Below are 23,926 nucleotides of genomic sequence, written 5' to 3' on the forward strand. Positions count from 1 at the left end.
AGGGCTGAGGCGAGCCCGAGCTCCAAGATTCTTACAAGGTAGCCCGAGGGAACAATGCCTTATCCATTTGCCCGAATTACTGCAACCACCCCAACAGATACGGTCGCCTCGCCTACGGTGTCGTGAGGAGGCAGTATTCAGATGGACGCAAGCGCCTCCATGCGCGCCGATGGTCTTCGTGTCGCCGGCGGCAACCCTGCAGAGGATTCCGGGTCGTCCGGTCAGCCGTGGGACCTATTTCTGGCCCGTGAGCAGGGTGCCTCGGACCGCTGTCAGGGGTATGGCTCCGAAGTCCCTGGAATCAATCGACACGCCCCGGTTGTCCCCTAGCACGAAGACGCTACCGGGTGGTACCTCCACGGGTCCGAAGTAGGTGGCGTCGATGCGGCTGTGGTCGACGAACGGCTCCGGCACGACGACGTCGTCGACGTACAGCTCCGCATCGCGGATCGCGACGCTTTGGCCCTGCCCTGCGATGACCCGCTTGATGGCCGTATGTCCATCCACCGGGTTGGTGAAAGCGACCACAGAACCATTGCGGATCGGGTCCGTGCCCGCCCCGGGCTTGTAGAGAAGCACGACGGAACCCGTACGGATGGTCGGCTCCATGCTGTCCGACGAGACGGTGAACGGCTCCGCCACCCACGCCCGAAGAGCGAGAACAACGATCGCCGGGACCACGGCTACCGCGAGCAGAACGGGCCGATGCCGCCGGGTGGACCCTTTCTCCGGCTTTCCCGTTGACCCTGGCTTTGACTCTGGTCGGCGGGGATTGGAGACCCGTGACGAAGGTCGGCAGGGGCCGGACAACACGTCCGGCCCCTGCCCCTCGTACAACTCCTTAGCCTTTCTCGTCATCCCACACAGCCCGTGCTGCCGTCATCGGGTCGTTGGGGTCGTAGTCGGATTCCTTCAGGCCGACCCGGAACTGAGCCATCATGTCGTGGTCCTCATGGGGCAGGTTGTGGCAGTGCATCATGTAGAGGCCCTGTTGGGGGGTGAACTTCATCAGGAGCCTCACGGTCTCCCCCTCGCCCACGTACACCACGTCCTTGGGCCCGCGTTCATGGGCGAAGGCCGCGGCCCCGTTGCGGCTGAGGATCTGAAAGTCGACCAGGTGGATGTGCACCGGGTGGAACCAGCCGCCGGAACTGTTCTCGATCTCCCAGATCTCCACCGAGTTGTGGGCGGGGTCGGCGATGACCTTCTTGTACCCGGAGGCGATGACGTCCTGCCAACTGTCATCGTTGATCGTCCACATATTGGTGACATCGTTGCGCTTGACCCGGAATCTGCGGGTCTTCACGGCCTGCGCGCTCTTGAGCGACATCGCCTCACTACCGACCAGCGTGGTGGGAATCCGGTTCCACGTCGGGTCGGTGGTGTCCACCGGTTCGTCCGTGACATCGAACGCCATGATCTTGTTGGTGAAGTCGTAATCGACGTTGTTCTTGTTCGACAGGTTCCGCAGTTCGATCCGCTGCCCCGTGGCGTACTTCCGGAAATCGATCAGGACTTCATAGCGTTCAGCCCCGCCGTGGCGGTAGTTGGCCACGCTCTGCGCCGCCGGCATCAGACCACCATCGGTACCGACCATGATCAAGGGGGCCCCGGTGCTCAGCGTCGGGCGGAGGGAGCGGGAGATGGAGCAGTTCAGGATCCGGAAGCGGTACACGCGCTTCTGCACCTTCATCACGGGCCAGGGCCTGCCGTTGACCAGGATCACATCCCCCCACAGACCCGAGTGGGTGTTGTCGTCATAGCCCAACGACCCGTTCTCCGCGAACATCGCATCACTGACAGTCAGGGCGACGTCGTAGCGGCCTTGCGGCAACAGTTGCCGCTCGATGGGGTCGTGCATGTGGTACTGGGCCGCCAGGCCGGAATAGGCGTTCTGCGCGGTGAAGTGGACACCATGGTCGTGGTACCAGAGCGTACGGGCCGGCTGGAAATTGGGGTAGCGATAATCCTTGTAGAACCCCGGGTTCGTGACGTCGCTGGCATACCCGTCGTACTGCGGCAGGGACGCGGACCCGTGGAGGTGGGTAGACGTCGACAGGGCATGCCCGTCCAGCGGATGGGTGGCCGGGAGCTGATTGCGGATCCTCAGGACGGCTTTCGTACCCTGGTCCAGGCTGATGGTCGGGCCCGGGAACAACCCGTTGTAGCCCAGGATGGGTGTGGTCAGTCGAGGCAAGATCTGGGCGGTGGCCGCCTTCTCTGTCAGCTTGTAGTAGTTGACGGGCAACCCGTCCGCCGCATCGATGCCGGTGGCATAGGGCGCAAGGAATGGGGCCTGGACGAAAGGTACCTGGAACGGTCGAGGCATCTCGGAGGAACTGAGCCGGCTTGCTGACGCTGCCTCCACCGACCTCGTCGGCAGTACTGCAGCACCCGCGCCGAGGACTCCCAGTCCCCCCAGAAGCAGAACCTGACGGCGTGAAGTTGACATTGCGAGTCTCCCTTGGTTGGTACCCTGACCATTCCGTACCCAGGTTGGAAATTCCCTGCACCCGGCCTCGCTCGTCCTTGGACGACCCCTAGGAACAGCCATGCAAACCCCAAGAAAAAAATCACCCACCAGAACTCCCGCGCAATAATCCCGCCAATAGTCCGGCCAACACCTCCGCCGAAAAATCCGCTGAAAAACCCGCTGAATAATCACAGCAACACATTCCGCCGAACCAGCACCCGAATAACGTCCACACACAAAGGACGTACAAGGGCCACACTCCCCACACCCATCGACCCGAGATGGGGCCCCGCACCCTCAGGGAAAGCCCCGGATGGCATGTCACACCTGAGGAACCCCTGCTCAGCGCCCCAAGCTCACATCCCACACCGGGGGATAGTCGCTTGTTCCTCGCCCTGGGGAGATCGCGCTCGTACCCACGGTGGGCCTGCATCGAGGGGGCACTCCCCCCGCTCATTCCTGCCAAGGTGGTCCCCGGCACCCGACGACGTGGTCCCCGGCACCTGACGACGCTCGCGTTGGTCAGTCCAGGTGGTGTCCCTCGCCAAGGGATAGTCCGGGTCCTCCGGACAGTTCCAGGGTCAGATCGATAGCCCGGTCCGGGAGCTCGAACACGAGTGTCGCGTCGATGGTCTGCCCCTGGGCCGCTGTTGCCGGAGCAGGCGAGAACCACACCGGCGCCCAGGTCCCCTCACCCAGAGCAGACACGACATACCCCGAGGGATCAAAGGACAAACCGTCCGCCTCCATCGCGGTGAGCTCCACCAGGATCCGCACACGATGAACCCCCTCACCTGCCGGCTCAGCAAGCACCGCCGACTCAGAAGGCGGAACCCACCCATCGGCCTCTGTCGGAATCACCCCCTGAATCCGCGCAAGACCACCGTCAACAGGGGACGAGGCACCAAGAAGAGTAGGAGGAGTCCGAGGAGCAGCCAACAACACCGCCGCAACCACCACCCCCACCACCGCAAGCAAGATGACCGGAATGAGAAACCTGATGCGCCTGCGCGGTGCCGGAAACTCAAGTGATTGCGAGGGACTGAGCGAAGTCGTCGATGCCATGCCGGCCAGTCTCCAACCACCTCCTAGGGAAACCCTAGGGATTCCTAGAAACCGGCAACACCCCGGTCTTCGAGATGGGCGCTGATGCTGGTTTCGGCCCATCTCGTGGTGCCCGACGAATCGGTGGCCAACATTTCCGCAAGGTGGGCATCCTAGCTTGTGATCATGAGTGAGCCCCTTACTCACGCAACGACGATCAGTGAGGTCATCATGAAAACTGCGATACAGGAACCGGGACAGCCGACGTCCCGCGTCCAGAGTTATGGACGGACCGCGATTGTCGCGACAGTCTCCGCCGTCCTGGGCGCCACGTCCCTCCTGGCCATCCCAGCCGCCAATGCGGCCGTCCCGGCCTTCCCGGACAACGTCGTGGTCTTCCCGGACCGCGACTTCGTCACCATCGAGGGCTACCAGGACCACATCGGCGAGACGGCCACAGTCACCGTGACCCGCGGCACCCAGGTTGTCGGCTCCGCGGTAGGAACCGTGGCCGAGGGCGACGTCGCCTTCGAGATCAACCACCCGGGCGGGGTCTGCTGGGGTGCCGGTACCGGCCTCAACGTCACGCCCGACATCCAGAAGGGCGACAAGGTCTCGATCAAGTTCGCCGACGGCGCGAGTGGTGACACAACCACCAGCACCGGCACCGCCACCACCCACGCAGCACTCAACGGCAACACCGTGACGGTCGAGGGCACCTACGGCTCCGATGTCATCGCCGGCCAGGCCGAGGTCCGGATCGTCAACCCCGACCTCACCGCCCTCGTCGGCAAGCGTGACGTGCGCGCCGTGACCGGTGGCCTGACAACCGCACCGAAGGGTGGCTACTCCTCCAACCTGGAGATGGCCGACGGCAAGTTCACCGCCACCTTCAACTTCGACACCCTCAAGGCGGCGCAGACCGCCGCCGCGACCCAGGTCGAGCGGTTCATGTCCTGGCAGGTCGAGGACGGCGACGCGAACCGTCAGGGCCTGACCATCTCCGAGTTCGGCGAGTTCGGCGGCCCCGGCATGGGCGGCTGCCCGGCGGGTCCTGCTGACGTCGCCCCGCCGAAGGCCAGCTACTCGGTCACCCGCTCCGCGGACAAGACCAAGCTCGCCGTCAAGTGGACACCGGCCGACACCGTCGCGGGCACGCCCGCCGTCACGAACTACAACGTCCAGGCCTCCAACAAGGCGGACGGCACGTTCGTCGGCAGCCGCGTGGCTGCGACCGCTACCGGTGCGACCCTGACGGTCGACCCGGCTGTGGCGGACTACACCGTCGAGGTCCGCTCCATGGCCGGCGTCAAAATGGGTGACCCCTTCGACCCGGCTCCCACCACGGGCACCGGCGACCTCCCGGCGGACCAGACCGCGCCCACCCTGACCATCAATCCCGCAGCGTCGGGCAACACGGCCGAGACCGCCGCCGAGGCCTCCAGCGTCACCCTCGGCTCCGAGACCGCCGCCGACGTGTACTACACGACCGACGGCAGCCAGGCAGTCCTGGGCGACCTGCCCGGCGACACCGCCCAGCTCTACAAGTCCCCGATCGCCATCACCGCGCTGACCGAGATCCACGCCGTCGCCATCGACCGGGCCGGCAACATCTCCCAGCAGGCCGTCGGTTTCTACAAGCCGGCCGGTGCTCAGGTGCTCAACGCTCCCACGGGTCTGGCCGCCACCCCAGGCGTCGGCCAGGTCGCGCTGAAGTGGGTCGCCCCCTCGGGTAGCAGCACCCCCGTCACCGGCTACCAGGTCGAGGCCTCGACCGTGAACGCCGACGGCACGACGACCGTGCTGCCCACGCAGCCCGCGGTCACCACCGACACCAACCAGATCGTCACCGGGCTCGCGCCGAACACAAAGCACTCGTTCACCGTCAAAGCGCTCTACGGCACCTCGTCGAGCGACCCATCGGCTACCGCGACGGCGACGACTCCGGTGGCTTCGGCCAAGGTGACCATCACCAGCGGCCGGTGGAAGAACGCCGACACCCGGATCCAGGGCACGACCGACCAGCCGGCCCTGACCTCGAGCGTCGTCCGGTTCTACCGCAAGTCGGCCGACGGCACCTACAGCACCGTGTACGCCGGCCCGACCGCACTGGTCGCCGCGGTGGCTCCCGCCACGGGCTCCACCTTCGACGGTCGGTTCCGCACCACCGCTCTGACCGGCACTACCAACCCAGGCCAGATCGTCGCCAAGCTGTTCGACGGCAGCGGCAAGGAACTGGGAGTTAGCGCTCCGTTCACACTGGGCAACTAGTCACACAGCACCACCACACCCCCGGAATGCGGGCTCCTCCTCGGAGCCCGCATTTCCGCGTGCCCGGGGCCGCCGGCCCTGTCAACGCAAGGCCGTAGGCCGCATCGACTGGCCGACGCTGCCCGACCTCAGCACGCCCCCAGCATTCGCCGCCCTGCTGGACGCCGAGAACGGCGGCTACCACAGCCCCTCCCCCGTCGAGCAGTTCACGGTCTCGCGGCGCTACGTCACCGGCACCGACGTGCTGGCCATCACCTTCACCATCGCCTCCGGGGAGGTGCGTGTGACCGTCTCCCTCAACACCGGCGTCGCGGGCTGCCGCGCAAGTTCAAGACGGCCATCACCGGCGTGCCGAGCCAGGACGTCGTGCCCGAGATCACCGACATCGCCTCGTCAGCGTCGTGCACCCCGAGCGGGCTTAGGCCGCCACTCGGATTATTGAGTACCCGCCCTTAAAGCCGCGTACCGACTACTCGTATACACACGTTCTCCGACCCCTTCTAATTTTGTTAGAGACCGTAGCAAATAAACTGGGACAAGACATTGTGATCGCTTTGGAATTTGTCAGGAAATCAACGGATCTGGCTCATGCTTCCGAGGCCTCCGGGCAGTCGTCGGCACTTCAGATCTCCGTCCTGGGTCCGCTGACCATTCGCCGGGGAGACACTACCCTCAACGCCAACGACCTGGGCGGACCCAAGCCCCGCCAGGTACTCGAGATCCTTCTCCTGAGCTTCGGTCTGGCGGTATCCAAGACCCGCATCATCGATTTGCTGTGGAACGGCAACCCTCCGGCCGTCGCACTGCCGACCCTTGAGAGCTATGTCAGCGTCCTGCGCCGGCGGCTGCAGCCAGGAGCCGGCCGGACAGGTCCCCTGCGCACGGTCACGGGCGGCTACGTGATCGAGCCCTCGCTCGTGAGCCTTGATGCGAACCGGTTCGAAACTCTCACCAAGCAGGCCAGCGTGGCACCGCCACCGGTCGCGCTGCCACTGCTGACCGAAGCACTCCAACTCGCTTCCGCCCCGCTGCTCGGCGACGAGCTGCTGCCGGCCTGGGCCGAAGAGGAACGGGCCCTGCACGCCGAGCGGGTCGGTCATACCCGTGTCCTGGCCGCGGAAACCGCGCTCATCATGGGAGATGTCGGGAGGGCGATCGCCTGGGCCCATGAAACGGTCCGGGAGGATCCTTTGAACGAACGGGCGTGGACCGCCCTTGTCCTGGGGCTGGAGCAGAACGGCGAGAACACCGAAGCGCTGAGGGTGTTCGACCGCTGCCGCAGGGTCATGGACGAGGAACTGGGCTGCGCGCCCAGCGGAGTCCTGAAGGAAGCACAGGCCAGGCTCCTGACGACCACCGGGACGACCAGCAGGACGACTACCGGGACGACTACCGGGACGACTACCGGGACGACGCACGCTGCGGCGCCTGCCCGGGCGTCGATGCGCGCGGTGACCGTCTCGGGTAACAGTCATCCCACGGCATCACTGCTACCCGAGACGGACACCGAGACGGACACCGAGACGCAGACCGAGACGCAGACCGAGCGCCTGCGGGTTCTGGTCATCGATGATCACACCACGTTCTCGGATCTGCTGTCCGGAGCACTGGACCGGGAACCTGATTTCATGAGTGTGGGAGCTGCTACATCGGTGGAGTCCGCCGCGACGATGTTCCGGGACCTGCGCCCCGACGTCGTCGTCATGGACCTGCATCTTGCCGATGGGTCCGGGCTGAACGCCGCCGAGCGGATCCTCTCCGAGGCACCGCAGGCCCGGATCGTCATGCTGACGGGCAACCCGTCCCAGGAAGCGCTGCGGGAAGCTGCCCGCATGGGAATCTGCGGGTTCCTTCCGAAGGACGGCGCCCTGGGAGTCATGCTCGACACCCTCCGGCACGCCCGCCCAGGGAACATGATCGTGCACCCGTCGCTGGTGGCCAGGCTGGGCGACGCTACCGGATCCGCGCCGGATCCTTCCGGAAAATAGCCGGGCACGCCGACCGTGCGGAAACTCCACGCAGGAAAAACCCACCACGCCACCACGCACGACACCACGCACGACACCACGACTGCCCCGGAAGTCACCGAACGACGCGAGGTCCGGGCAGCCGTCGCACGTTTTCTCACGGTCGGCTTCCTGGCCCTCGTCCTGGTGGCAACACCCGTTGCTTTCTGGATCCGAGCAGAAGCCGAACAGCACGCCCTGGCCAACGCCAGGGACATCACCCAACGCCTGGCCGACAACGTGGTCGGGCCATTGATCACGAACCAACTCCTTGCCCAGGAGCCCGCCGCCCTTAGATCACTCGATCAAAGGCTGGCCCCCTGGCTGGCCAACGGCAACGTGACGAGGATCAAGGTGTGGGACGAGCATGGCCGGGTGGTCTACTCGGATGTGAAGTCGCTCATCGGGCAGGATTTCGAGCAGGAGGAATGGGCCCGCCGGCTCCTGGCAGGAGGGCCGGCGACGGCTACCCTGGAATCCCAGACTGCTGAAGAGAACGAGTACGAGGCCGATTCGGGCGAACTCGTGGAAGTCTACGTCCGCTCCACTTCCCAGACCGGTGCTCCCATGATCTTCGAGACCTACTCGTCGGGTGCGGGAGTGCGCCGCGAACAACAGGCGGTCCTGGTGGGCATGATCCCCCCGACCTTGCTGTCACTGGCGGTCCTGCAAGTGGCCCAATTGATTCCGGCCGTCCGTTTGGCACGCCGGATCCAGGACCATCAGGCGACACGCACCGCACTGTTGCGCTGTGCGATAGAAGCGTCCGACCAGGAGCGTCGGCAGATCGCCGCCGAGCTCCACGACGAGGTGATTCAGAATCTGTCCGGGCTGGCGTATGCCCTGGAATCAGAAGAGCGCCGCGGTCCACCTTCGATGGGCCCCGTCTTCACGAATGCCCGGACGATGCTGCAGAACGACATCCGTCTCCTGCGCGCCATGACCAGCGAGCTCTACCCTCCGGACCTCGATGAACTCGGGCTGGAGGCCTCCCTCATGAGACTGGAGGCACCACTGGTGGAGCGCGGCATCGCCTTCAGAATCGATATCCCGGACAACCTGGTTCTGGATCGGGACCATACAGTCCTGGTCTACCGTGTGGCGCGTGAAGCATTGGTCAATGCCACCAAGCATTCCTCGGCCCAAGCGGTGGGGATCAGAATCCGGCAATCCAGCCAGGAGACCCAGATCACGGTTTCGGACGACGGGGTCGGCTTCGACCCGAGTGAACCAGGTCCGGACGGCCACTTCGGCCTGAGGATCCTCGGGGACACTATCCGGCTGGCCGGAGGGTCCCTCGACATCAGCTCGACGGCGGGTACCGGCACATCCGTCACCGCGACTTTCAGCGTCGGAACTCCCGCCGCTCGCTGGGCCGGTAAGGGTTTTTCGCGCTCCTCCGCCATCGACTCCGCCACAGGGATCAGGCGATCGGGTGCCGGCCCCGCAGCATTCTCCCTGCCGGACAAAGGATGACCTTCGGCGCCGGCACGGCCGGCACGGCACCGGAAACGGGAGTCGGCTCGTTCGACCTCATCGGGACCAGACCTGCCGCCGGGAGCGGACCGCTTCGCCCGTGATCGCCGCCTGCTTCATGAGCAGGGACAGATAATGGTCCTGGCTCGCCTCAGCGAGGCTGTACAGGTCCGGACCGCCCTCGACACACTCACTCATCCGCACGAGGCATTCCGCGATCGCGATCTCGTCGTCACTCAGCCGGGCGGGCGCGAACCGGTTCTCGAACACCCATTCGTCGCCGGCCATGATGCCCCGCAGGAAGAAGCCTTCGAGGTTGCCGCCCTCCCCTGCAGCAACACGACGGAACGTCGTCGAAACCGGTGTGCGGACGTTCCGGAGGTACTGCAGGTCCGCGTTGTTGATCTCTCCACGGTCACCCCTCACCAGGAGGCGATTCGCGCGGATCCACGAGAAATACTGTTGCTCGGCGAAGTCGTAGACGCCCAGTCGGTCACCGAAATCGAAACGGGCCGACACCTGGTCCGCGGTCACGGTCACCTCCTCCCGCGGGTCCCCTTCCCGGTCGGGCCCCTTCATGAGCGGCGACCGGAAGGTCGCCGCCGAGATGGAGACATCCTCGAACCCGACGCCCAGCGCCCGCCGCAGGATGCTCACACCGTGATAGTCATGGCACTGGGCGACCAGCACCTGGCTGATCCTCCCCAGGCGCCCGGACGCAGCGACGCGCAACTGCGAACGCAGGAGCGGGGACAGATGGTACTGCTCCGCCACCTGAATGACGGCTCCCCGGCCGATCAGTGAATACAGGCTGCTCAAGGCCTCCAGGTCGGGCGCGGGAGGCGTCTCGGTGAGAACCGGAACCTTCAGCTCCGCGAGGTGACGGATAGCCCCGGCCGCCACCTCCCGGGGAACGCAGACGACCACGAACGACGGGGAAGTCGTCGCCACGAGGTCGTCGATGGACGCGAAGGGCCGCACCTGCCACGCCTTCTCGATGCGCCGCCCCGTCCCCTCGTTCCGCGTGACGAGGCCCGTCACCTCGAAGCGGTCGGGCATTTCCCGGGCGATGCGGAGGAAGAACTCGCTCCTCCACCCGCTTCCGACGATCCCGAAGCGGATCCTCCTACCCGAGCCACCAGCACTGTCTGTCCAAGAATCCATGGGTGCTCCCTTGTCGACCGGAATCCGCATCCGCATCCGCATCCGATGCCGGCGGGACTATTTCCTCAGCGCGCGCCCATCGGAGTCGAGGTAGTCGCGCCAGGAACGCTTCGGCGTCCAGCCGAGCATCCTCTGGGCCTTTGCGCTGGTGATGCCCGATGCATCGGTGCGGTCCAGGCTGCGTAGCTCGATCGTGTCGCCGTAGTACTTCGTCAGGATCTCGGCGAAATCGTGGCCACCCACGTTGTCGGGGGACGCGATGTAGAAGACCTCGTGTCCGGGCAACTCCGACTCCGTGGCCAGCACGATGGCGTCGGCGAGGTCGTAGACGTCGATGTAGCTCCACAGGTTCGGACTGAGGACCGACGCGTCCCGGACCTGCGGTCCAAGATTCTGTTCGTAGTTCCCCTCGAACTGGACCCAGCTGGGGCGGATGCTGATGCACTGGATGTCGGACCGGGCGATCGCGGCGTCCATGAGCTGCTCGCCGAAGTGCTTGGAGAGCGCGTACGGGTCCTGCGGATGGATCGGGTGGTTCTCGTCCACGGGTGCGTAGTCGGGGAGGAAGTCCCGCTCGGGGAAGAAGAATCCGGGGACGGTCTCGCTGGAGATGTTGACGAAGCGTTTGACGCCGAAGCGGATGGCCGCCTCGAGGACGTTGAACGTGGCCATGAGGTTGGTCTGGAACACCACGTGGGGCGGGTTACCGGTCGGCTCGGGGATGGCTGCGACGTGAACGACGGCGTCCACGTCCCGCACCACTGCATAGGCCTGGCCGGCGTCCGTGAGGTCGGCCATCGTGTACTTGAGCGTGCCCTCGGGCTTGCGCTCGAAGCCGGGACGGGTGAGGTCGGTGGTGACCACGTCGTGACCGGCTTCCTTCATCGCCTGCGTGGCTGCGCGACCGACCTTGCCGTGGGCTCCGGTGATCAGGACCTTCATGGTGTCTCCTTCGAGGAATGAGCGTCGACCGGGTTCCCGGGCAACATGGGATCGAGCAGATCGGGTAGGGCATGGGGGCATTGCCGGGAACCGGTGAGGAAGGCCCGGGCAGTGCGTTCAGGCGTCGACGCCCGTGCTCTCGCCGAGGGGTCGCCAGGCCTCCAACGACTCCAGCTGTGCCCGAAGGACGCCGGTATGGGCGCTGATCGCGTCGGACCCGAGGACGAGCACCTCGGGCGTGTCAGGGGATTCCACCGCGGTGATGATCGCGGCGGCGGCCTTGGCCGGGTCGCCGGGCTGGGTGCCGTGGGTGGTGTCGTTCTCCTTCCGCCGCTTCCCGGCGGTCTCGGAGTAGTCCTCGATGGCGTCGACGGACTGCTGCAGCGACCGACCCGAGAAGTCGGTCCGGAATCCGCCGGGCTCGACGACCATCGCCGTGATACCCAGGGGCTCCACTTCCTTGCGTAAGGATCCGGTGAGTCCTTCGATGGCGGCCTTGACGGCCGCGTAGTAGCCGGAACCGGCCGGGGTGATCTTCGCGCCGATCGACGACAGGTTCACAATGGTGCCGGAGCGGCGGGCCCGCATCTGCGGGAGGACCGCCTTGATCATGTCGACCGATCCGAAGAAGTGCGTGTCGAAGAGCGTGCGGACGTCATCGTCGTCTCCTTCCTCCACGGCGGCCCGGTATCCGTAGCCGGCATTGTTGACCAGCACATCGATGCCGCCGAACGCCGCGGTCCCACGCTCGATCGCGGTCCTTACCTGGCTGGCGTCGGTCACGTCGAGCGGGAGGGCAAGTGCGGTGTCGGGGTACTCGGACGCGAGGTCTTCGACCGTCGATGCGTCGCGGGCCGTGACGACGGCCCTGTGTCCCCGCTGAAGGACGGCTTCTGCCAGGGCGCGTCCCAAGCCTGTCGAGCAGCCGGTGATCAGCCATGTGGTCATGATGTCTCCTCCACTGCCGGTGCTCTACCGGCCTTACGAATAGTCGACGCTATCTCCGCGCATTTCAAGCGGAGCGCGGCACAGCGGCGAAATAACCCGACCGACGATCCGTCGGACGGGGGGACGATCAGATCCATCAGGCCCCGACGTACTCCGCGAGGTGCCGTCCGGTCAGCGTCGACCGGGACGCAACCAGATCAGCGGGCGTTCCCTCGAAGACGATGGTTCCGCCGTCGTGGCCGGCTCCCGGCCCGATGTCGATGATCCAATCCGCGTGCGCCATGACCGCCTGGTGGTGTTCGATGACCAGAACCGACTTGCCCGCGTCGACCAGCCGGTCCAGCAGGCCGAGCAGGTTCTCGACGTCGGCGAGGTGCAGTCCGGCGGTCGGCTCGTCGAGGATGTAGATGTCGCCTTTCTCGCCCATGTGCGTCGCGAGCTTCAGGCGCTGCCGCTCTCCGCCGGACAACGTCGACAGGGCCTGACCGATGGTGAGGTAGCCGAGCCCGACGTCGGAGAGCCGGGTGAGGATCGCGTGCGCTGCGGGGACCTTCGCGTCGCCCGTGCGAAAGAATTCGGCCGCGTCCGCGACGGGCAGCGACAGGACCTCGCTGATATCCCTGCCCCCGAGCTTGTACTCGAGCACTTCGGACTGGAACCGCTTGCCGCCGCACACCTCGCAGGTGGTCGCCACGCCGGCCATCATCGCGAGGTCCATGAAGACGACCCCGGCCCCGTTGCACGTGGGGCAGGCACCCTCGGAATTCGCGCTGAAGAGGGCCGGCTTGACACCATTGGCCTTGGCGAAGGCCTTGCGGATGGGTTCGAGCATCCCCGTGTAGGTCGCGGGGTTGCTGCGGCGTGAGCCCTTGATCGCCGTCTGGTCGATGGCGACGACGCCGTCCCTGCCCGACACCGAGCTGTGGATCAGCGAACTCTTGCCGGACCCCGCGACCCCGGTGACCACACAGAGCACTCCGAGGGGGATGTCGACGTCGACGTTCTGCACATTGTGGGAGGTGGCTCCCCTGATCTCCAGCGACCGCGGCGACCGGCGCACCGTTTTCTTGAGCGCGGCGCGGTCGTCGAGGTGCCGTCCGGTGAGCGTCCCGCTGCGGCGCAGGGCGTCGACGGTGCCTTCGAAGCAGACCGTACCGCCCGCCGTCCCGGCACCCGGGCCCAGATCGACGACGTGGTCGGCGATGGCGATCATCTCCGGCTTGTGCTCGACGACGAGCACCGTGTTGCCCTTGTCCCGCAGGCGCAGCAGCAGGTCGTTCATGCGCTGGATGTCGTGCGGGTGCAGGCCGATCGTCGGCTCGTCGAAGACGTAGGTCACGTCGGTCAGCGACGAGCCGAGATGCCGGATCATCTTGGTGCGCTGCGATTCCCCGCCGGACAGCGTGCCTGAGGGCCGGTCGAGGCTGAGGTAGCCGAGGCCGATCTCCACGAACGAGTCGAGGGTCTCCCCCAGCGCCGCCAGCAACGGCGCCACCGACGGCTCATCGAGTTCCCGGACCCAGGCGGCGAGGTCGCTGATCTGCAGGGCACACGCGTCGGCGATACTGATGCCCCGGATCTTCGAGGACCGCGCGGCGTCGCTGAGTCGGGTCCCGTCGCAGTCGGGACACGTCGTGAAGGTGATGGCCCGATCGACGAAGGCACGGATGTGCGGCTGCATCGCCTCGCGGTCCTTCGACAGCATCGACTTCTGGATCTTCGGGACCAGGCCCTCGTAGGTCAGGTTGATGGTGTCGACCTTGATCTTGGTCGGCTCCTTGTACAGCAGGTCGTGGAGCTCCCGCTTCGTGAATTCGCGGATGGGCTTGTCCGGGTCGAAGAACCCGCTCCCGGTGAAGATCCGCCCGTACCAGCCGTCCATGCTGTAGCCGGGGATGGTCAGTGCTCCGCCGTTGAGGGACCGCGTCTCGTCGTACAGCTGCGTGAGGTCGATGTCCGTCACGGAGCCCATGCCCTCGCAGCGCGGGCACATGCCGCCGGTGACGGTGAAGCTGCGGCGTTCCTTGACCGTGGTGCCACCGCGTTCGATCGTGACGGCGCCCGCGCCGCTGAGGGACGCCACGTTGAAGGAATAGGCCTGTGGCGAGCCGATCTGTGGCTGCCCAAGGCGCGAGAAGACGATGCGCAGCATCGCGTTGACGTCGGTGGCGGTGCCGACCGTGGACCGCGGGTTGGCGCCCATGCGTTCCTGGTCGACGATGATCGCCGTCGTCAGTCCCTCGAGGACATCCACCTCGGGCCGCGCGAGGGTGGGCATGAAGCCCTGCAGGAATGCGCTGTACGTCTCGTTGATCATGCGCTGCGACTCGGCGGCGATGGTGTCGAAGACCAGCGAGCTCTTGCCCGACCCCGAGACCCCCGTGAACACCGACAGCCGGCGCTTCGGGATCTCGATCGTGATGTCCTTCAGGTTGTTCTCACGGGCGCCCTGCACCCGGATCAGGTCGTGACTGTCGGCGGGGTGGAACGCTGCCTGCTGGACGTCCGTCGTGGCTGTGCTCATGGTGTCTCCATCCATCGGCTGGCCGCGAGCGCGGCCGACCCCCCGTACCCGTGTGGTGGGCCGTCGCCGAAGGATCGGCGCAGCACGTCTGATTGTCCGTCGTCACGCCCGAACCGGCAATGCGCCTCTACCCGTCCCTGTCCGCAAGTGTGCTTTCCTGTAGGCATGAGTGCAGATGCTTCAAGCAACCATGTCCGTTCCGTGCTCCCGGCCGCTGCCGTCGTCGAGCTGGTCGAGGCCGTCCTCGCGGCGGACCTGCCGGAGATCGTGGCGGCCGGCCATCCGGTCCTCCGCAGGCCCGCCCAGGACTTCGACGGACAGCTCGACGACGACACCCTGAACCGGCTCATCGCGACGATGCGGCGCGTGATGCACGAGGCACCGGGCGTGGGCCTCGCCGCACCCCAGATCGGGATCCCCCTGCGGATCGCCGTCCTCGAGGACCAGGGCGTCCGGGACCCGGCGGTCGCCGAGGTGCGGTCCCGCACTCCCCTGCCGTTCACCGTCCTCATCAATCCGAGCTACGAGGCGGCGGGCGACGCCGTAGCCGCGTTCTACGAGGGCTGCCTCTCCGTACCCGGCTACCAGGCCGTCGTCGAACGCCCGCACCGCATCACGGCCACCTACGCGCAGCCGAACGGCAGAACCGTCACGACCGACTTCGAGGGCTGGCCCGCCCGCATCGTGCAGCACGAGACGGACCACCTCGACGGGCAGCTGTACCTCGACCGGGCGATCCTCCGGTCCCTCACCGCCGACACCGAGCACGCCCGGTGGGCGCAGCCCACGATCGACGACGCGCGGCGGGGCCTCGGCTTCTAGCCCCCGCCGCGCCACGTCACCCGCCCGCAGGGGCGGAGGGGTTCGCTCCCGTGGGCAGGTACTTCGCCCACCACCGCAGGATGTGGTCGAAGCGCTGCCTCCGGTGCCACGGCGAGCCCGACCTCGACAGCTCGTGCGTCTCACCGGGGAACACGAGCAGCTCGGTCTCCACACCCTGCTTCTTCAGCGCCGTGTAGTACCGCTGGGCCTGCTCGATCGGGCACCGCAGGTCCTCCTCGGAGTGGATCACGAAGGCAGGAGTCCTCACGTCGCCGATCTTGGCGAACGGGTTCTGCGCCTCGACCTGCGCCGGGTCCGTGCCGGTGTACTGCTCGGAGAAGAACCAGCCGATGTCTGACGACCCCACGAACGAGGGCGGATCGAGGTAACCGCGTTCGACGATCGCGGCCCGGAAGCGGTGGTCGTGGGCGATGGTCCAGGCGGTCAGGTAGCCGCCGTAGGACCCGCCCATGACGCCGAGGCGCTCGCCGTCGAGCGCATCGTACTCGGCGAGCGCGCCGTCGAGGTAGGCGAGGACGTCGTCGAGGTCCACAGTGCCCATCGCCTCCTTGATGACCCTCCCGTGGGCCTGTCCGTACCCTGCGGCACCACGCGGGTTGCACAGCAGCACCGCGTAACCTGCCGCGGCGTACACCTGGGCCTCGTCGAAGTAGCCCCAGCCGTACTGGGCGAAGGGTCCGCCATGGATGACGAGCAGCACCGGGTGCGGGCCGTCGCCCTCGGGCAGGACGACCCACCCGTGCACCGGTGTTCCGTCGGGAGCCGCATAGGTGCGTTCCTGCAGGTCTCCCACGCGCGTGTCCGTGCGCAGTGCGGCGGAGAAGTCGGACAGCGGACGCAGGGAGGTCCCGTCGACGACGGCGACCTCGCCCGACGTCGTCGGATCCGTGTAGGACACCACGACGGTGCTTCCGGTGGAGGCGGCTCCGGTGACGACGGTGGGACCGGTGACCAGGGTGGCCGACTCCCCTGTCGCCGAGACGCGCAGCAGTTCGCCCGTGCCGCGCGACCGGTTGAACACCAGGACGGAGTGCGGGCCGTCGGCGACGATCTCCTGGACGTCGCCGAAGTCCACGGTTTCCGGGTCGCTGAGGCGCCGGACGTCCCGCGGGTCGTCTGCCGGCATCACGTAGAGGGCAGTGTTCCGCGCCACGAAGTCCAGGCCCGAGGGCGACAGGTCCGAGGCCAGGAAGAACACCCACGCGCCGTCGGTGCTGGGGCGGGGCGCGCTGCAGCCGAGCAGGGTGTCCCCGCCCTGGTTCGTCAGCTGCTGCCGGTCGCTGCCGTCGAGGGCGATCGAGTGGATGTCGGAGACGAGGGTCGAATCCGCGTCCGGTCCGAGCGCGGCAGTGAAGAGGACACGGCGGCCGTCCGCTGTGAAGGCAGGATCGAGGTGATCGGCGTCGGCAGTTGTCACCTGGGTGGCGGGAGGCACGGCGCCCTGCTCCTCGAGGGCGCCGGGACCGTCGGCGTTCTGCTGCTTGAGCCGCCCGACCGCTGCGATGTACGGCTCCGCGTCGAGGTCGGGCACCGTGACGGTGAACAGCTGCGAGCGCTTGTCCGTCGTGTAGCCGAGCCCGTTCATCCGGTACTGGTACTGGGTGATGAGGCGCGCGTCCTCGAGGCCCGGGCCCACGCCGTCGAGCGTCCCGTAGCGTCCCTGCTCCGGCACCCGTGCGGCGAAGACGATGGTTTGCGAGTCGGGCGAGATGTCGAAGGCGCCGACGCCGAGCGGCTGGTCCGTCACCTGGACGGGTTCCCCACCGGAGGCACGGACGGCGAACAGCTGGGGCTTGCCCCCCGGCGCTGCCCGGAGGAACACGAGCACCTCCCCGTCCGGAGAGTAGCGTGGCGCGGTGTCGCGGAAGCCCCGCGTCAGCCGGCGCCGACCTCCCTGGAGCGTCAGCTCCCACAATTGGCCGACGTAGGCGTCGGCGCGGAAGTCCGGGCGGGTCGCGGCGACCACCAGACGGGAACCGTCCGGGTGGAGGGCCGGGGTGCCCGTGGTGGTCAGGAGTTCGAGCTGGTCTGGTTTCACCCTCCCGACTGAACCCGAAATAGTGGCCTGAGTCAACGGTGCGTCGGCCCTTTTCCCTAGGATGGGACGATGCCCGACCTCCCCCGCCACCTCCTGCTCTGCCCTGTCTGCGGAGAACCGCTGGACCGTGCCGCACGAACCCTGGCCTGTGACCGCGGGCACCGGTTCGACGCCGCGCGGCAGGGCTACTTCAACCTGCTGACGGGCAAGGGATCTCCGTTCGAGGGCGACACCGCGCAGATGGTCGATGCGCGGGAGCAGTTCCTCGGGTCCGGCCACTATGCGCCACTCCGCCGCGCCGTGGTTGCTGCTGCCCTCCGGCAGTTCCCGGCGCCCGCCCTCGCACTCGATGCCGGGGCGGGCACCGGCTACTACCTCGAGGGACTGGCCGACGCCGTGCCGGGCCTGTTCCCCGTAGCACTCGACATCTCGAAGGTCGCCCTGCGGCGCGCGGCACGCCGGCTCCCCGGCGGGGTGAGCGTCGTCTGGGACGTCTGGCGCCCGCTCCCTCTGGCGGACGGCTCGGTGGACGTCCTCCTGAACGTGTTCGCGCCGAGGAACCCCGACGAGTTCGTGCGCGTGCTCGCCCCGGGAGGCTGCCTCGTCGTCGTGACTCCCCGGCCCGGGCACCTCGCGGGGCTCGAGGCGGTGGGACCGCTGCTGTCCGTACCCGCACAGAAGGCCGACGACGTTCGGGCGGCCTTCGAGGGCGCGCTGGTGGAAACCTGGCGCGAGGACCTGGACTACGCGATGCAGCTGCCGCAGGACCTCGCGCGGTCCGCGCTGGTGATGGGACCGGCGGCGCACCACGGCAAGGGAGGCACGGCGACGGAGGAATCGACAGGCGAGTCGGCGGACGATCTCCCTGACGGTTCCACCCACGGTTCCAGCGGGGGTTCCTCCGCCCTACGTGAGGCCGCGGCCCTTGAGATCGCCGCCCGCTTCACGGTCCAGGTACTGGCCAGGACCGCACGACCGGAACCGGCGGAACCCCGGAACGGCACGGAAGGGTAACAACTGCGGATGTAGGCCTATGTGCCCTAGGTTATGGCGGACCCGTTTGCCATGATGAAGGCGAGGGCCGCTCGGTGCGGCGTCGACACGAGGGGGATTCCCGATGGACTGGTTGCTCGCCAACGGGTGGGTCCTCTGGCTCATCCTGTTCCTGGGGCTCGCCGCCGTGGAGACCCTCACACTGGACCTGTTCTTCATCATGCTGTCGGTCGGCGCACTGGCTGCCCTCGCAGCGACCTTCGCGGGGGCGGGACTGGTCCTGCAGATCGTGATCTTCGCCGTCGTGTCCCTGCTCATGATCCTGCTCGTCCGGCCGGTGGCCGTGCGGCACCTCCAGAGGGGCCCGGCGGACCAGCTGAACAACATCGACCGCCTCGTCGGCGCTGCAGCCCTCGCCCTGGAGCCCGTGACGGCCCACTCCGGCACGGTGAAGATCGGCGGTGACACCTGGACGGCCCGCTCCGCCGACGGAGCCCCGCTTCCCGCCGGTACGCGCCTGTCCGTGACAAGGATCGACGGCGCCACCGCCGTCGTCGAACCGGTCGACCGCCCCGCTCCTCCCGTTCCCGACGCCTAGCGCGGCCCACACGCTTCCTGCGCTCCCCGGCCGTCCCTCGGCCTCGGGGCGCACCACCACAACAAAGGGGATCCATGAACGGCAACGCCGGGACGATCGGGCTCACTCTGGTCCTGATCGTCCTCATTCTTTTCGTCCTGGTCGTACTCGTGAAGTCGGTCCGGATCATCCCGCAGGCACGCGCAGGCGTCGTCGAGAGACTCGGCAAGTACCAGCGGACGCTGAACCCGGGACTGACCATCCTGATCCCGTTCGTCGACCGGCTGCTGCCACTGCTCGACCTCCGGGAGCAGGTCGTGTCCTTCCCGCCGCAGCCCGTCATCACCGAGGACAACCTCGTGGTGTCCATCGACACCGTGGTCTATTTCCAGGTGACCGATCCCCGGGCGGCGACCTATGAGATCGCCAACTACATCCAGGCCGTCGAACAGCTCACGACGACGACCCTGAGGAACGTGGTCGGCGGACTCAACCTCGAGGAGGCACTGACCTCCCGGGACCAGATCAACGGCCAGCTCCGCGGCGTCCTCGACGAGGCGACGGGGCGATGGGGCATCCGCGTCGGCCGCGTAGAGCTCAAGGCGATCGACCCGCCCCACTCCATCCAGGACTCCATGGAGAAGCAGATGCGCGCCGAGCGCGACCGCCGCGCCGCGATCCTGACCGCCGAGGGCACCAAGCAGTCCCAGATCCTCACGGCGGAGGGGCAGCGCCAGGCCGCCATCCTCGCCGCCGAAGGTGACGCGAAGGCCGCGATCCTGCGGGCCGACGGCGAGGCGCAGGCGATCCACAAGGTGTTCGACGCCATCCACAAGGGCAACCCGACGCAGAAGCTGCTCGCCTACCAGTACCTCCAGACCCTCCCCAAGCTGGCCGAAGGCTCCGCGAACAAGCTCTGGATCATCCCCAGCGAGGTCGGCGAGGCGCTGAAGGGCATCGGTAATGTCCTCGGCACCACCACACCGGACTCCCCTTCGGACGGCCCGGAATTGATGCCACGCCCCTGATCCCCTGTACTGCCCTGTCGCCACGATGGTCGTCGCCGATGCACGGCGCCACCAGGACCCGTCGGAAAGTCCGGAGGACCGGCCTGTATACTTAGGTGTTTACCCGTCCGCGCAGGAACATACGCGCGGTAGAGGGTGTTATACAGACAGCTTCCCTTTCGCCTCCGGGCGACAGCGGGTGCCGGGCGTGGCAGCAGGTCCGGCGGACGACTTCGGTGAAGAACAGCGGCAACGGCCATCCGGCACACGGGGGCCACGGTGACTAGGAGAAAATCATGAGCGATCGCAGCCTGCGCGGCATGCGCCTCGGAGCGCAGTCGATGGAAACGGAATCCGGCGTCGAGCCTGCTCCCCGCCAGCGGGTCGAGTACCGTTGCGAGGACGGCGAGCGGGTCTTCGTCACCTTCTCGTCCGAAGCCGAGATCCCGGCCACCTGGGTCTCGAAGACCGGCAAGGAAGCCCTCCTCGTCGACGGCGAGAAGCCCGACACCTCCAACGACAAGCCCGTGCGTACCCACTGGGACATGCTCCTCGAGCGCCGGTCCGTAGAGGAACTCGAGCAGATCCTCCAGGACCGCCTCACGATCCTGCGCGAGCGCCGTGGTGAGCGCCGCTCCGCATAGTTCCCCTCTGCGGACGAATCCCTGCAGACGAAAAAGGCACCCGCCGCGGCGGGTGCCTTTTTGCTGCCGCCGGAGAATCAGTGGCGACCGGTCAGGGTCTTCCACCGGGCGCTGAGTCCCCAGCGCGTGACGTTGGCGATCGCCTCGAACACGATGTTCCCGCTCATCTTCGACGCTCCGAGTTCCCGCTCCACGAACGTGATGGGTACCTCCACGATGGTGAGGCCGAGGCGGGCGACCCGGAACGTCATATCCACCTGGAAGCCGTAGCCGACAGAGTCCACGGCCGAGAGGTCGAGCGCTTCCAGGGTGGAGCGGCGGAACGCCCGGAAACCCGCGGTGATGTCCCGGACCCGCAACCCGAGCAGAAGGCGCGAATAGGTGCTGCCCCCGCGCGAGAGGAGCTTGCGGTGGGCGGGCCAGTTCACCACGCTGCCGCCGGGAACCCAGCGGCTGCCAATCACCAGGTCCGCACGGTCCACCGCGTCGAGCAGGCCCTGCAGCTGTTCGGGCTTGTGCGACCCGTCGGCGTCCATCTCCACAAGAACGTCGTAGTCGCGCGCCAGCGCCCAGCGGAAGCCGGCGATGTAGGCGGCCCCGAGGCCCGCCTTGCCGGTCCGGTGCAGTACGTGCACCTGGTCGTCAGCCGCAGCAGCCCGGTCGGCGAGATCCCCGGTGCCGTCGGGGCTGTTGTCGTCCACGATGAGGACGTCCGAGGCCGGTACTGCCGCGCGCAGGCGGGCGAGGGTCAGCGGAAGCGACTCAATCTCGTTGTAGGTGGGGATGATCGTGACGACTCGCACGCAGGTAGGCCTTTCCATCGGGGGTGCGCATGGCGCAGGGACCGGCCCCGGACGGGGAGCCGATCTGCAAGTATAGGCGACGGTCGCCGAGCCACCCGGAAACACTGGGACGATCGTCGGGATCGGGCCGGCGCTCGGGCAGGTCCACGCAGCTTCGTACCGGTAGCCGCACGCGGGCGGACACCGTTCTCTAAGGACGCGTGGACCTGCCGCTATGAGTGCCGGCTCCATCCGGGTGGGCAGCACGCGCCAGTGATGAGGCCGATGCGCTGCGCTCGTGGGGACCGGCCAGGTTCCCTCCCGCAGGAGTTCCTCTACCCGTAGGCCAAAAGCTTACGTGCTGTGGAGTGCGTGTCAACAGCCCTCTGACCTGCGCGGACGTGCTTCCGCGCAGGTCAGGCGGCACTCCTCGTCCTGGCGGGGATAGTGCCGGAGATCCTGCTGCCATACTGCCGGAACACTGCCCGAACGCTGCCCGCGACACTCCCGGCAGCACTGCGGGAATTCTGTCCGAGGTGCTACTGCCTAGCCCGCAGCGAAGCCCTCGGCGACGTACAGGCGGCGTCCGTCATGCACGGTCTCGAGGCAGAGCGGGGCGTTCTCGGTATCGAGCGCCGGCAGCAGCGGCGTACCCGCGCGCGGGTCGGTGCTCCAGGACTGGACGCGGTTGTCCGGCGTCTGGACCATGAGCTCGTCGACCTTCCAGACGGCGAAGGATGCGGGAGTGCCCGGTGCCAGCTGTCCCATCATCGGGCTGCGTCCGGAGAGCCGCCAGCCGGCCCGCGTGTGGGCGATGAAGGCCGCGCGCGCCGAGATGTTCTCGGCCGCGCTGCTGTGCTGGAGGCAGGCGCGCACGGATGCCCACGGATCGAGCGGCGTCACGGGACTGTCTGAGCCGAGTGCCACGAGGACGCCCGCGGACAGCAGCGAGGCGAAACGGTTCATCCCGTGGCTGCGCTCCCCCAGCCGCTGGTCGTAGAGGCCGCCCTCCCGGCCCCAGAGGGCGTCGAAGACGGGCTGGCCGCTGACGGCGACGCCGTAGTGCACCAGCGCCGCGATGGCCTCGTCGTCGGCGAGCTCCACGTGCTCGAGACGGTGGCGTGACCGGCGCACCTCCTCCACGCCCAGCTCGCGGGCCGTCGCCTCGAGCCCGCGCAGGACGACGTCGAGCCCGGCGTCGCCGATGACGTGGAAACCGGTCTGGACGGTCTCGGCGGTCGTCGCGAGCAGGTGGGCGGCGACCTCGTCCTCACCCAGGTAGAGCGTGCCCCGGTTCCCGGGATCATCGGTGTAAGGCTCACGGAGGGCGGCGGTGCGTGAACCGATCGAACCGTCCACGTTGAGGTCGCCCGCGAGTCCGGCGAGCCGGCCCCCGAAGTCCTGCATCAGGTCGCGCACCTCGTCCCTCGACGACGTCAGCTGGGCCCAGTACGGAATCACCTCGGGCAGTGGCACCTCGTGCGCCGTCCCGTCGATCGAGAGGAGCACCTCGAGGTCCTCGCGGGGCGCGATGTGTGGCGCCGCCATCTCGGTGACCGCGATGTACCCCCGGGCCGCGGCGTGGAGGAGGGCCGCCTGCTGGTAGCTGCGGCGCTGGTCCGGCGTGAGCCTGCGGGTGGCCTGCCGGGCGGCCTCGTGCGCGGCGCGCACCACGAACCCGTTGTCCCAGCCGTCCAGGCCGGCGAGGCCGAGTGCGTCCGCCAGGGCTCCCGATACGACGGCCGAGTGGATGTCGGCCCGCACGAGGTAGACTAGGGCGCCGTCGCCTGCGCGGTCGAGCTCCGCCGCGGTCGGGACGCGCCGTTCCGGCCACCGGGACTCGTCCCAGCCGAAGCCGAGGATCGTGGTGGATCCCGACGACGCCGCCGCGGACACGGAGTCGAGGAGTTCCGCGAGCGAACGGCAGGAGGTCAGGTCGATCGAACCGAGGGCGATGCCCGTCTCCGTCGTATGGGTGTGGGCGTCGACGAACCCCGGAGTGACCAGGGCGCCGTCGAGGTCGACGGTCCGCACGTCCGGTCCCGTGAGGTTCGCGGCGGCGTGCTCGGACCCCACCCAGGCCACCGTCCCTCCGTCGACGAGCATCGCGGTGGCGAAGGGGTCGGCGGGACTGTACACGGACCCGTTGCGGTAGAGGACGGTCTGGGGGCGCTTCGAATTCGGCATGGGGGTG

General features: G+C 67.5%; 18 protein-coding genes. 8 read left to right on the forward strand and 10 right to left on the reverse strand.

What is annotated here, in order from left to right:
* Positions 1–234 precede the first annotated feature (234 nt).
* The 3 genes from lepB to P5G52_RS12000 form a co-directional block, all read right to left on the reverse strand.
* On the reverse strand, positions 235–681 hold the full coding sequence (gene lepB, locus P5G52_RS11990; RefSeq protein ID WP_301227637.1) for a signal peptidase I: 447 nt from the start codon (positions 679–681) through the stop codon (positions 235–237).
* A 160-nt stretch (positions 682–841) separates the two neighbouring features.
* Positions 842–2,452 (reverse strand): multicopper oxidase family protein, encoded by a 1,611-nt coding sequence (locus tag P5G52_RS11995; protein WP_301227639.1) that lies wholly within the window; start codon positions 2,450–2,452, stop codon positions 842–844.
* Positions 2,453–2,995: 543 nt separating this feature from the next.
* Positions 2,996–3,250 (reverse strand): hypothetical protein, encoded by a 255-nt coding sequence (locus P5G52_RS12000; protein WP_301227641.1) that lies wholly within the window; start codon positions 3,248–3,250, stop codon positions 2,996–2,998.
* Between the two features lie 453 nt (positions 3,251–3,703).
* Here P5G52_RS12000 and P5G52_RS12005 point away from each other — a divergent pair, with 453 nt between their 5' ends.
* The 3 genes from P5G52_RS12005 (at position 3,704) to P5G52_RS12020 (ending at position 9,270) form a co-directional block, all read left to right on the forward strand.
* Positions 3,704–5,788, forward strand: coding sequence for a fibronectin type III domain-containing protein (locus tag P5G52_RS12005; protein ID WP_301227643.1), 2,085 nt, complete (start codon positions 3,704–3,706; stop codon positions 5,786–5,788).
* Positions 5,789–6,333: 545 nt separating this feature from the next.
* Complete coding sequence (locus P5G52_RS12015; RefSeq protein WP_435868673.1) at positions 6,334–7,776, forward strand: BTAD domain-containing putative transcriptional regulator; 1,443 nt, start codon at positions 6,334–6,336, stop codon at positions 7,774–7,776.
* A gap of 15 nt (positions 7,777–7,791) precedes the next feature.
* Entirely contained in the window at positions 7,792–9,270 is a 1,479-nt protein-coding gene (locus P5G52_RS12020) for a sensor histidine kinase (protein ID WP_301227647.1), read from the forward strand.
* Positions 9,271–9,327: 57 nt separating this feature from the next.
* On the opposite strand, the gene P5G52_RS12025 is transcribed toward P5G52_RS12020, so the two are convergent.
* The 4 genes from P5G52_RS12025 to P5G52_RS12040 all read right to left on the reverse strand — a co-directional run bounded on the left by P5G52_RS12025 (position 9,328) and on the right by P5G52_RS12040 (position 14,848).
* Positions 9,328–10,434 carry a Gfo/Idh/MocA family protein gene (locus tag P5G52_RS12025; RefSeq protein WP_301227649.1) on the reverse strand — a complete coding sequence of 369 codons (1,107 nt, stop codon included), beginning with the start codon at positions 10,432–10,434 and terminating at the stop codon, positions 9,328–9,330.
* A gap of 57 nt (positions 10,435–10,491) precedes the next feature.
* Positions 10,492–11,376, reverse strand: a complete 885-nt coding sequence (locus P5G52_RS12030) for an NAD-dependent epimerase/dehydratase family protein (RefSeq protein ID WP_301227650.1) — start codon at positions 11,374–11,376, stop codon at positions 10,492–10,494.
* A gap of 117 nt (positions 11,377–11,493) precedes the next feature.
* The gene (locus P5G52_RS12035; RefSeq protein WP_301227651.1) at positions 11,494–12,324 is read right to left on the reverse strand and encodes an oxidoreductase; all 831 of its coding nucleotides are present in this window, start codon (positions 12,322–12,324) and stop codon (positions 11,494–11,496) included.
* 136 nt (positions 12,325–12,460) lie between these two features.
* Positions 12,461–14,848 (reverse strand): ATP-binding cassette domain-containing protein, encoded by a 2,388-nt coding sequence (locus P5G52_RS12040; protein WP_301227653.1) that lies wholly within the window; start codon positions 14,846–14,848, stop codon positions 12,461–12,463.
* A gap of 165 nt (positions 14,849–15,013) precedes the next feature.
* On the opposite strand from P5G52_RS12040, the gene P5G52_RS12045 reads away from it, so the two are divergent.
* The gene (locus P5G52_RS12045; RefSeq protein WP_301227654.1) at positions 15,014–15,670 is read left to right on the forward strand and encodes a peptide deformylase; all 657 of its coding nucleotides are present in this window, start codon (positions 15,014–15,016) and stop codon (positions 15,668–15,670) included.
* Between the two features lie 16 nt (positions 15,671–15,686).
* Here the strand turns inward: P5G52_RS12045 and P5G52_RS12050 are convergent, their stop codons facing one another.
* On the reverse strand, positions 15,687–17,729 hold the full coding sequence (locus P5G52_RS12050; RefSeq protein WP_301227655.1) for a S9 family peptidase: 2,043 nt from the start codon (positions 17,727–17,729) through the stop codon (positions 15,687–15,689).
* Positions 17,730–17,798: 69 nt separating this feature from the next.
* Here P5G52_RS12050 and P5G52_RS12055 point away from each other — a divergent pair, with 69 nt between their 5' ends.
* The 4 genes from P5G52_RS12055 (at position 17,799) to P5G52_RS12070 (ending at position 20,950) form a co-directional block, all read left to right on the forward strand.
* On the forward strand, positions 17,799–18,743 hold the full coding sequence (locus P5G52_RS12055; RefSeq protein ID WP_301227657.1) for a putative RNA methyltransferase: 945 nt from the start codon (positions 17,799–17,801) through the stop codon (positions 18,741–18,743).
* Between the two features lie 103 nt (positions 18,744–18,846).
* Positions 18,847–19,320: an NfeD family protein gene (locus P5G52_RS12060; RefSeq protein WP_301227659.1), complete on the forward strand. Its 474-nt coding sequence runs from the start codon at positions 18,847–18,849 to the stop codon at positions 19,318–19,320.
* A gap of 74 nt (positions 19,321–19,394) precedes the next feature.
* Positions 19,395–20,327: an SPFH domain-containing protein gene (locus tag P5G52_RS12065; RefSeq protein ID WP_301227661.1), complete on the forward strand. Its 933-nt coding sequence runs from the start codon at positions 19,395–19,397 to the stop codon at positions 20,325–20,327.
* Between the two features lie 275 nt (positions 20,328–20,602).
* The gene (locus P5G52_RS12070) at positions 20,603–20,950 is read left to right on the forward strand and encodes an RNA polymerase-binding protein RbpA (protein WP_104051092.1); all 348 of its coding nucleotides are present in this window, start codon (positions 20,603–20,605) and stop codon (positions 20,948–20,950) included.
* Positions 20,951–21,027: 77 nt separating this feature from the next.
* Here the strand turns inward: P5G52_RS12070 and P5G52_RS12075 are convergent, their stop codons facing one another.
* Together P5G52_RS12075 and P5G52_RS12080 are read right to left on the reverse strand one after the other, a co-directional pair.
* On the reverse strand, positions 21,028–21,753 hold the full coding sequence (locus P5G52_RS12075) for a polyprenol monophosphomannose synthase (protein ID WP_301227665.1): 726 nt from the start codon (positions 21,751–21,753) through the stop codon (positions 21,028–21,030).
* 525 nt (positions 21,754–22,278) lie between these two features.
* A complete protein-coding gene (locus P5G52_RS12080; protein ID WP_301227667.1) occupies positions 22,279–23,919 on the reverse strand; it encodes an amidohydrolase in 1,641 nt (546 codons plus the stop codon).
* Positions 23,920–23,926: the final 7 nt, after the last annotated feature.

The sequence above is a fragment of the Arthrobacter burdickii genome (assembly GCF_030433645.1).
GTDB lineage: Bacteria > Actinomycetota > Actinomycetes > Actinomycetales > Micrococcaceae > Arthrobacter_D > Arthrobacter_D burdickii.